This window comes from Actinomycetota bacterium, from assembly GCA_005888325.1.
In the GTDB taxonomy this organism is placed as follows: Bacteria; Actinomycetota; Acidimicrobiia; order Acidimicrobiales; family AC-14; genus AC-14.
In genome coordinates, this window is record VAWU01000077.1 from 1 (window position 1) to 8,448 (window position 8,448).

An 8,448-nucleotide genomic window follows, 5' to 3' on the forward strand; every position below is an offset into this window, starting at 1 on the left:
CGAAGCGACCGCCCGCCGGGTTCTCGCTGCGGCGTGGCTCGAAAGAGGCGAGCAATCGATCCCTCATCAGGACTGCCCGCCGTGGCATCCACAGCGGCTCGCACCTTGAGGAGGACATCGTGTTCGTGATCGGGATCGACCCTCACAAGGGGTCTCATACTGCGGCGGTGCTGGACCGGCAGGAACGCTTGGTCGGTGAGTTGCGGGTGGTTGCGGATCGCCGCCAGCGCGACCGCTTCTTGCACTTCGCCGAACCGTTCACGCCCCGCACCTGGGCCATCGAAGCAGCCAGTGGACTCGGAGCGTTGTTGGCCCAGCAGCTGGTCGCCGCGGGCGAGGTGGTGCTCGACGTCCCCCCGGCGCTGTCGGCGCGGGTGCGACTCCTCGATGCCGGGCGTAACGACAAGACCGATCCGCACGACGCTCGCTCGGCCGCCGTGGTGGCGCTGCGCCACGCGGGGCTGCGATCGGTGGTGGCGATGGACCACTCCGCAGTGCTGCGCCTGCTCGCCGACCGCCACCACGACCTCATCGCGCTGCGCACCCAGGCGATCTGTCGATTGCATGCACTGTTGTGCCTGCTCATTCCCGGCGGTCTGTCTCGTCGGCTCTCCGCGGAGCGCGCCGGGAGGGCGCTGCGAGCCATGCGTCCGCTCGAGCTCGTGGAGGCGGAACGCAAGCGCTTGGCCAGTGCTCTGTTGGCCGATGTGCGCCGCATCGACAACCAGCTGGTCGCGCTCAAGGCGCGCATCGACCAGGCCGTGGCCACGTCGGGGACCACCGTCACGAACATCCACGGCGTGGGGCCGATCGTCGCCGCGCTGCTCGTGGGCCACACCGGCGATGTGCGGCGCTTCCCGACGAGTGGTCACTACGCCCGCTACAACGGCACCGCGCCGATCGAAGCCTCCAGCGGGCCCCAGGTTCGTCACCGGCTCAACCCTCGGGGGAACCGCCAACTCAACCATGCGCTGCACATGGCCGCGGTCACCCAGGTCGGCCACGACACACCAGGGCGCATCTACTACGAGCGCAAGCTGGCCGAGGGCAAGAGCCGCAAGGAAGCCCTGCGCGCCCTCAAGCGGCGCATCAGCGACGCGGTCTACCGCCAGCTCGTGGTCGACGCCGGCTGAGGCGGGCCCGGGAGGACAGACCAGGGACGACTCTTCTATTCCAGCGTGGCCGGCTGAACCCTGAACACCGGCTCTTCGGAGAAGTCACTCCCGGACCCACTACGACACTACGCGCCCACCAACAGGCGCTGCTTCGGCGCGCTCGCGAACAAGGTCGTTGACACAAAGAGGCTTCGCTCTGGAGCGGACGCGCCTTCGGCTGAACGCTGATCGCGGGCGCCTCATGCGGCTGCGGGCGTGAGCTGGGAGCTTCCGATCAAAGGAGGCTCCGCCATGCAACCCAAGACCATCTCCACCGCCATCGAGCACTACGACCCGTTCGTCACCAGCCCCGAGCGTCTGGCACTGATCGGCTTCCTGGCCGGCTACTCGGGTCTGACCCGAGAGGCGTACGCGCTCGACTTGCGTCAGTTCGCCACCTGGTGCGCAGAACACCACCTCGCGCTGTTCTGTGCGCGGCGACCGACATCGAATCGTTCGCCCGGCACCTGGAGGTCCGAGGACGGGCGCGAGCCACCATCGCGCGTCGGCTGGGCACCGTCACCGGCTTCTACCGCTACGCGGTCGAGGAGGGCGTCATCGAGCACTCGCCCGCGGTCCACGTCCGCAAGCCGCGTCTGGACTACGAGTCCCACGCCGTGGGACTGGACCGCAACGAGGTGGGTGCGCTCTTGGTGGCCGCGGGCCTGGCTGGAGCCCGGGACCACGCCCTCGTGTCCCTGTTGTGCCTGAACGGCCTGCGGGTCTCCGAGGCCATCGGCGCCGACGTCGAGCGTCTGGCGCTCGAGCGCGGCCATCGCACCCTCACCATCACCCGCAAGGGAGCCAAGGTGGTCACCGTTCCGCTCGCGCCCCGCACCGCCCGGGCGCTGGACCTGGCGGTGGGCGAGCGCTGCGAAGGTCCCATCCTGCTCGGAGCATTGGCGCCCGCTTGGATCGCCATGCTGCGGCGCGCATCGTGCGTCGCCTGGCCCGCCGGGCGGGCATCGCCAAGCGGGTAGGCCCGCACACCCTGCGCCACGCCTTCATCACCGCCGCCCTCGACGCCGGCGTGCCCCTGCGCGACGTACGGTGGCTACGGTCAGCGGCTCCTGCGTGCTGGTCTAACCAACACATTGGCGGTGGACCCTGATCAATGGCGTTCCCCATCCTCACTGGGCATTCTGTGCGGGTGACGAACGACCACGAGGTGCTTCTTGACCGAGAGGTTGAGACGTTGTGGGTGCGCGACTCGGAGGGACGGCTTCTACACGGTCGTGTGCCATACGGTCGGTCGGCGCCGTACCTTGTGGGTGGCGATTCGACCGTTGCTCGCGTCGTTGCTTTCTCTACAGAACTACCCACGTCACTCGCCGACACGTTGCGCGAGATGATCGAAGGTGAGGCTCTCGCGACGACGTTGCCTTGGCGACCATCGACTTCGCGCCGTTGCGTGGAGGCGATTGCGGCGGTGACTGGGACTCAACCTGTCACCGAGGAGGGTCCTTCCTACGTGATCCCTGCCGGGATCACGGCTCCTTCACGTGCTGATGTTCAGACATACGATCGTGAAGAGGCCGAGGCGCTGCGAGCGCTAATACCCAAGGGCGACCCAGTCGAAGGTTGCGGTCCTTGGGCAGTGGCCGTCATCAACGGCAACGTGGCTTCGGTATGCAGTACCGCCAGGGATGGCCACGGGCGCAGAAGCGGGTCTCTGGACGTACCCGGCCTACCGAGGCAACGGCTTCGGCGCCCACACGACGGCCAGGTGGGCCAATCTCATCACCGATGGTGGACGCACGGCGTTCTACAGCACTTCGTCCGAGAATCTGTCATCTCAGCGGGTAGCCGAACGACTCGGGGTACCGGTATTCGCGTGGTGGTGGCGCCTCGAACGGCGGCGCTCCTAACTGCCGCTCGGCCCCCGCGGATCAGGCAGTCTGTCCGTGCCGCCCGAGCAGCGCTGGCGTCATCTCGTGAGCACGGGCGAGATGCACGATCGCCGGGGTTGAGCAGCTCTGCCGTCATCAGGACCCGATCTGGAGTCGGTCGACAGCGAGAGCGCGACGAGCCGGGCGTTCTCGATCGCCCGAGCGATCTCAATGGCGGTCGCATCGTCCACGCTGTCCCAGGTCTCGATGCCCTCGTCGAGGACGACGCCGATGTGATCGGGTTGGAGTCGGTCGACCTCGACCGTGTCGCCCACCGCTGTCAGCCCGTAGATCTGGGTCAGCACCGTTGGAGTCTGCTTGATCTGGTGGTGCGGGTGCCGTCGGAGCGAGAAACGACCTCGAGCCCGGGTTCTGGGACAGTGCTAGGCAAGAGGTCGTGGCGAGGAAGGCACGTTACGACACGATCGCCGACTGGTATCGCGGCTGGGTCGAGGACGGAGAGGGGCTGATCGCCGAAGGTGTAGGCGGTCTCCTCCCTCAGACTGTGCGCGGGGCACGGATTTTGGACGTGGCATGCGGGCACGGTCGCGCGTCGCGGGGTCTCGCTCGGTTGGGCGCAGGCGTCGTCGGCGTCGACATCTCCGTGGAGTTGATCGCACAAGCACGCGCCCGCGAGGCAGCCCAACCTCTTGGGATCACCTACCACGCGACTGACATCGCCGACCCCGACCAGTGGTGGGATGGCGGTCTCTTCGACGGCGCCGTGTGCGAGATGGCCATGATGGACATCGACGACCTGCACGGCCCCCTCGCGGCGGTCGCGAGGACGGTTCGGTCGGGTGGCTGGTTCGTGGTCTCGATGGTGCACCCGTGCTTCCCCGGCAACGAGGCAGGACTTTCGAGCTGGCCGCCGGAGGGGTCCTACTTCGACGAGGGCTGGTGGACATCGACCGACCACAATCCCGACGGCGTGCGCATCCGTGTCGGTTCATCGCACCGGACGATGTCCACCTACCTCAACGCGCTCATAGAGGCGGGCTTCTCGCTCGAACGCGCTGTCGAACCGTTAGCGCCCGTGCCCACCATCCTTCTGCTCCGGTGCCGGCGCGCCCCAGCGCCGGCCACGTGACTGGCCGCGCCGACGCCTCGACCCGGGTCAACGTCCCGCGGATGGCCATCCGTCAGTCGACTGCCCTCCAAGACCCGTTCGGGGGCGCTCGCGACTGTGAGCACCTCATGCCGCGGCGCCCACTCCCATCGCGCCCGAACTGCCTGATTGGCCCGCCCTCATCGGGCAATCTGGCGCGCTCGCGAGCGGAACCGTCGTCAAGCTCAGCGGCAGTTCCGCAGCACGAGAGAGCTCAGTACACGGAACAGTCGGGGCCATCGATGACGAGTACCTCACCGTCACGCAGCGCTCGGTATGGCACGCCGTCCGCTTCGTAGGCGGCTGCAAGGCGACTCAACGCCGCCGACGCGGGGTGTTCCGGCGAATCGACATGGGGAACGACGACGAAGTCGAGGATGCCCATGCCCGTCCAGAGCGGCTCTCCGCCGTAGATGGACTGCACGATCCATGGGTCATCCGTTCGTTCGAAGCCTCGGATCGTCGGCCCGAGAACGCAGGGACCGGCGCTATAACCGGCGTATACCAATGCGTCTCGATGGAGGAGGCGGGCTAGCGCCTCGTCTGCACCTGCTCGGTGAAGTGCGTAGCGGAGCATGAACACGTTCCCGCCACGAAGCCACACCAATCCGAAGTCGGCGAGGACGGCTTCAACGGCCTCGGGCTGATTGAAATACGCACGGAGGTCGAGTTCCTCCGGCCGGAAGCCCAGCGTCGAGAGAGCCGTGACCTCGCGTTCGACGCCAGCGCTACGAGCCGCCGTATGGTCGCCATCCATCGCGTTCGCGATGACGGCCACCCTCTTCGCGCCGCCAACCAGCCTCGGAAGCTGCTCGGATCGGTCGCCCATCCGAAACGAGGAAAGGTACAGACGCATCAGACATCACGATGCCATCGACGGAGTCCAACGGGTCGCCGCCAGTGCCGCTCGCGGGCCGCGAACGTTGGCGTCACGCCTTGCCTCCGCCACGCCAGAGCTGCCGCTCGGGCGCGATGGGTTGAGGCAAGCTGGGATTATGACAGCCAGTTCCACCACAGTGCCCGCCCTGCTCGGCATGTCGTTCGCGAGGGCGAAGGGCGTGTCTCGCTGCTGCTGAACTGCGATGCGAGGCCACGTCGGCATCTCAGAAGATGCCGGCTGAGAACGGCTTCGTGAGGGAGCACTGGCCACCGGCTGGCACCCTGGTTCCGCGCCAGTCCTTTGTGCGGTTGTCGGTCGTCGATCGCGGGTGACGCGGACGCGCCCGAACTGCCGCTCGGTCGCGACCCGGCGGGCAATGATGTTGAGCGGATGAACGAAGGGACGATGTCTGCCGGCCGGCTCATCCTTGTCTGCGGACTGCCGGGAACCGGAAAGACAACGCTCGCTCAACGACTTCAGCGCGAGATGCGGGCCGTGCGGCTGTGCCCCGACGAATGGATGGCCGCACTCGGGCTTGACCTATGGGATAGCGATACACGCGTCGCGATCGAGAGCATGCAGTGGTCTGTGGCGGTGGCGGTGCTGCGCTTGCACGGCACCGTCGTGATCGAGTGGGGCTTGTGGTCACGGGTCGAGCGTGACCATCTGCGGATCGCCGCCAGGCAGGAGGGAGCCGCGGTCGAGCTTCGTTTCCTTGATGCCCCGGTCGATGTCCTGTTGGAGAGGGTACGAGAGCGCGCCATGGAGGAGCGACTCGGATCGGCCGCGATCACGCGCGAACACCTTGAGCAATGGGATGCGGCTCTGGAGCGGCCCGATGCGCGCGAGCTCGCGTTGTTCGACCCGCCTGATGCGCCATAACTGCCGCTCGGCCCGCCGAGGCGCGGAAGTAGCATCATGCTTGGGTGCGGAGGGAACCGCCGATGAGGCCGATACGTCAGAACAGCGTGAAGCCCATTGCCGTTGCCGCAGCACTGGTGCTTGGCGTGGGTCTCGCGGGCTGCTCGGGGCACCAGACCACCAGCGCCGCGCCCAAGGCCTCCGTACCGGCCCCGACAACGGTGCTCGCCCCGCCGGTTGTCGCTGGCCAGCTTGCCGGTCGGGTGTTCCGCGTGACTCGGATCACGGAACGCGGTGCTGATGTGGCGATTGATCCAGGAACCGCTCCGAAGATCTCTTTCACCACGGACCACTTCACCGCCGACATGGGCTGCAACAGCCTGGACGCAACGTACTCAGTCGACGCCGCCCATCACTTGGTCCGCCCGATGGGCGTGGTGAGCCAAGTCGGCTGCGGATCAGCCTCTTCGGGGCAAGAGACCCGCATCACGCGCGCGCTCCGTACTGGGGCGGCGCTCGCCTTGCGTGGGGACAGACTCACCATCTCCAACGACGACGTAACACTGGACACGACGAGCGTCCCCTAACGCTCGTTCCACGCTCTCGTCGCCCAGCGCCCGAACTGCCGCTCGGGTCGCCCTCATCGGGCATCGACGCCGATGGGCAAGGATCAAGGAACCGGGCTGCGTGACGCGATCGTCCAACAGCCATGATCGTCGTCCGGGTCTTCGCCGCGTGTCTGACTCCGGCTACGACGATCCACACGCTCAAGGCGAACTCGTGCAACGACACAGTCAGGCCAGGTGCCGACACGTCGCATGTGGTCGCCGTCATCGTCCTCGTGGGTATCGTGCTCGTGGTCGTGTTCGTGGGCGCAGTCCTTGGCGCACTCATCCGGCGAACCGTTGGGGCGCGACGATCCTGACCCGCGCCCGAACTGCCGCTACGTGCCGCTTGGCTGCTCGTCAGGACGTGGTAACCGAGCGTAGGGGTAGGGAAGGCCGAGCGGCTTCTGCACGCACCGCTCTATCCTGACGCTGTGAACCGCGCGCGGCGGGTCGCGATGCTCGTCGGGCTGTTTGTGGTGTTGTGGGCCGCCGGTCTCGCCCTTCTCCCGTTCCAAGTGAGCCAGGGCGTCGTCCACATTGACTGCCGGTCGCCCGTCTTCTCGGCTTTCGAGCCAACGGAACGCGTCCTCGTGGCGGGCACCACCGGGCACGAGCCACAAGTTGTCGCGCCGGTGCTGATCGTCCCGTCGAAGGGGACGTGCCGCCAACCGGCGCGTCATCGCTTAGCTCGCTCGGTCGTGTTGTTCGGACTGGCCGGTCTCGGGACCCTGGGCGCGGTCCGCATCCTGCGGGAGCAGACCGAGGTGGTCTAGCGCGCCATGCAATCACTCGACACCGCCAGCCGCAGTCCTACGCGAACGCGGAGTGGTAGCAGCCAACTGCCGCTCGGCGCTCCCGGATCGGGCAATGTGTACGTCGCAAGCGCCCTGACAGCCGCTCGGGCGCGGCACCATCTGGCACCATTCGGCCATGCGGTGGCGCCGAAAGGGCACGGCCCCGGAACCTCCTGAGGCGCTGCTTGGAGTGTGGGTCGCGGAAGGTGGGCGCGATCGGATGGAGTTCCTCGCCAACGGTCGTTGCATCTACACGGTGCCGGGTCCGGACGAAGAGTTGATGCTCACACCCGACAGGGAAGGTCTCATGCTTCTTACCTATCGTGTGGAGGGCGACGAGATCGTCAGTAACCAGCCGTCGCATCCGAACGAGGAGCGAACGCGTTACACGTTGAGCGGCGACAGCCTCACTCTCACGTTTCAAGGAGAAACGACGCACTGGCGGCGGCAGTCCTGATTTCGGATGGACGACCTGATCACCGCGCCCGAACTGCCGCTCGGCGCTCGCGGAGGGCACGATGTCCACATGGATACCGCGCAGAAGATCCTCGTGGTCTACGGCACTCTCAGCCTGGGATACGGCTTCGTGCTCGGGATCCCGATCTCCCAGTCGCGGATGCGCTCGCCGGAAGCGTCTCGACACCTTGTCATCGCGCATCTCTCCGCGATCATCCAGGGGGCTGTTCACTTCGGCCTTTCTGTTGCGTTGGGCCTTTCGCAACTCACGGCCTGGCTGGAGACCGCGAGCGCTCTCCTCTTGATCACCGGTTCGGCGCTCTTCGTGGCCGGAGGGACGACGAACTGGCTCCAGGGCGTTGGCGATCACTTCGCCGAACGCTCCCTTGGCTGGAAACTCTTCGCAGCAAGCAGCATCGGGCATCTGAGCGGCATCAGCATCGTCATTGTGGGTGTGGTGGCCCAGGTCTAAGGGATGTCGACGACGATTGACCCGTCACCTTGCTCATCCCTCCTCTGGCAACGATGTTGACCGCGCCCCGAACTGCTGCGGTCTCAGGGGGTCAACGCAACGCCTCGTCGAGTGATTGAGATGGTGACCTCCATCCGAGAGTTTGTCGAGGCCGGCCGTTGAGTTCTGATGCGACCCCGTCGAGGTCGGCCTGTGTGTAGTGCGCGATCTCTGAGCGTTTGGGGAA

Annotated in this window: 12 protein-coding genes; 10 read left to right on the forward strand and 2 right to left on the reverse strand. The window is 66.7% G+C overall.

Translation table 11 applies throughout. The features are described 5' to 3' along the window. The first annotated feature begins 119 nt into the window (after window positions 1-119). From E6G06_21740 to E6G06_21755, 4 genes are all read left to right on the forward strand, one after another. Window positions 120-1,133 carry an IS110 family transposase gene (locus E6G06_21740; protein TML85703.1) on the forward strand — a complete coding sequence of 338 codons (1,014 nt, stop codon included), beginning with the start codon at window positions 120-122 and terminating at the stop codon, window positions 1,131-1,133. 422 nt (window positions 1,134-1,555) lie between these two features. Beyond that, the gene (locus E6G06_21745; GenBank protein ID TML85704.1) at window positions 1,556-2,134 is read left to right on the forward strand and encodes a hypothetical protein; all 579 of its coding nucleotides are present in this window, start codon (window positions 1,556-1,558) and stop codon (window positions 2,132-2,134) included. Then, window positions 2,026-2,265 carry a hypothetical protein gene (locus E6G06_21750; GenBank protein ID TML85713.1) on the forward strand — a complete coding sequence of 80 codons (240 nt, stop codon included), beginning with the start codon at window positions 2,026-2,028 and terminating at the stop codon, window positions 2,263-2,265. Before E6G06_21745 ends, E6G06_21750 begins: the two co-directional genes overlap by 109 nt. 535 nt (window positions 2,266-2,800) lie before the next feature. Next, window positions 2,801-3,022, forward strand: a complete 222-nt coding sequence (locus E6G06_21755) for a GNAT family N-acetyltransferase (GenBank protein ID TML85705.1) — start codon at window positions 2,801-2,803, stop codon at window positions 3,020-3,022. A 59-nt stretch (window positions 3,023-3,081) separates the two neighbouring features. Here the strand turns inward: E6G06_21755 and E6G06_21760 are convergent, their stop codons facing one another. Continuing rightward, a complete protein-coding gene (locus E6G06_21760; protein TML85706.1) occupies window positions 3,082-3,348 on the reverse strand; it encodes a hypothetical protein in 267 nt (88 codons plus the stop codon). A gap of 92 nt (window positions 3,349-3,440) precedes the next feature. Between E6G06_21760 and E6G06_21765 the strand changes: the two genes are divergently transcribed. Continuing rightward, window positions 3,441-4,133, forward strand: coding sequence for a methyltransferase domain-containing protein (locus tag E6G06_21765; GenBank protein ID TML85707.1), 693 nt, complete (start codon window positions 3,441-3,443; stop codon window positions 4,131-4,133). A gap of 232 nt (window positions 4,134-4,365) precedes the next feature. Here E6G06_21765 and E6G06_21770 read toward each other — a convergent pair whose 3' ends face one another. Beyond that, complete coding sequence (locus E6G06_21770; protein ID TML85708.1) at window positions 4,366-5,007, reverse strand: peptidase; 642 nt, start codon at window positions 5,005-5,007, stop codon at window positions 4,366-4,368. A 429-nt stretch (window positions 5,008-5,436) separates the two neighbouring features. Between E6G06_21770 and E6G06_21775 the strand changes: the two genes are divergently transcribed. From E6G06_21775 to E6G06_21795, 5 genes are all read left to right on the forward strand, one after another. After that, a complete protein-coding gene (locus tag E6G06_21775) occupies window positions 5,437-5,913 on the forward strand; it encodes an ATP-binding protein (protein TML85714.1) in 477 nt (158 codons plus the stop codon). Between the two features lie 62 nt (window positions 5,914-5,975). Beyond that, window positions 5,976-6,479, forward strand: coding sequence for an META domain-containing protein (locus E6G06_21780; GenBank protein TML85709.1), 504 nt, complete (start codon window positions 5,976-5,978; stop codon window positions 6,477-6,479). Between the two features lie 452 nt (window positions 6,480-6,931). Then, on the forward strand, window positions 6,932-7,273 hold the full coding sequence (locus E6G06_21785; GenBank protein TML85710.1) for a hypothetical protein: 342 nt from the start codon (window positions 6,932-6,934) through the stop codon (window positions 7,271-7,273). A 241-nt stretch (window positions 7,274-7,514) separates the two neighbouring features. Next, window positions 7,515-7,751: a hypothetical protein gene (locus E6G06_21790; GenBank protein ID TML85711.1), complete on the forward strand. Its 237-nt coding sequence runs from the start codon at window positions 7,515-7,517 to the stop codon at window positions 7,749-7,751. A 6-nt stretch (window positions 7,752-7,757) separates the two neighbouring features. Continuing rightward, window positions 7,758-8,222 carry a hypothetical protein gene (locus tag E6G06_21795; GenBank protein ID TML85712.1) on the forward strand — a complete coding sequence of 155 codons (465 nt, stop codon included), beginning with the start codon at window positions 7,758-7,760 and terminating at the stop codon, window positions 8,220-8,222. Window positions 8,223-8,448 lie beyond the last annotated feature (226 nt).